The sequence below is a fragment of the Wolbachia endosymbiont of Drosophila bicornuta genome, from assembly GCF_028982105.1.
GTDB lineage: Bacteria > Pseudomonadota > Alphaproteobacteria > Rickettsiales > Anaplasmataceae > Wolbachia > Wolbachia pipientis.
In genome coordinates, this window is record NZ_JAPQLF010000003.1 from 1 (window position 1) to 571 (window position 571).

Annotated in this window: 1 pseudogene; it reads right to left on the reverse strand. The window is 38.4% G+C overall.

Annotated features, from left to right (window positions below):
- Positions 1-72 precede the first annotated feature (72 nt).
- Positions 73-571 (reverse strand): annotated as a pseudogene (locus tag OZD68_RS00020) (IS66 family transposase); the annotation flags it as partial.

Below are 571 nucleotides of genomic sequence, written 5' to 3' on the forward strand. Positions count from 1 at the left end.
TGTTTATGGCTATAGCAGGCCAGTAGCATATTACGGTCTGTTCGGATTATTGTAAAAAGAGCTATAACTTCAACTATGCGCTAATCTTTCAAAATCTCTTGATAAATGTGCCCAACAGATTTGCCTGTTCTTATCGGCAAAGTAGTTGTATGCTGCGTACCTGTCGTAAGCTATTGCGATTGCAGAACTTACTATTTTGTAAAACCTTCATTCCTCTTGACTCTGTCAATTTTATAAAACTTGCTGTATTACTCGCAAACATACAGCACCAACCAAGTTTACCTTTGTTATAATGGCTCGTTTCATCGATATGCAGAACTTCACTTTTACTTACTTCTTGCTCGATTTGCTCATATGCCTCTTGGCATTTTTCTGCAACTCTAGCCTCGCTATTTGACACGCTACCAACACTGATGTCCAGGTTGAAAATATTTTTTATAATATTTGCTACTTCTCTTTTCGAGTTCTTGTAAAATCCGCTCAGCGCCGCAATTGTTGACTTAACTTTTGGACCAAATGTATCCGCAGTAACACCTTCTGGTAGCCTGCTACTTTTTCTTTTTCCACACTT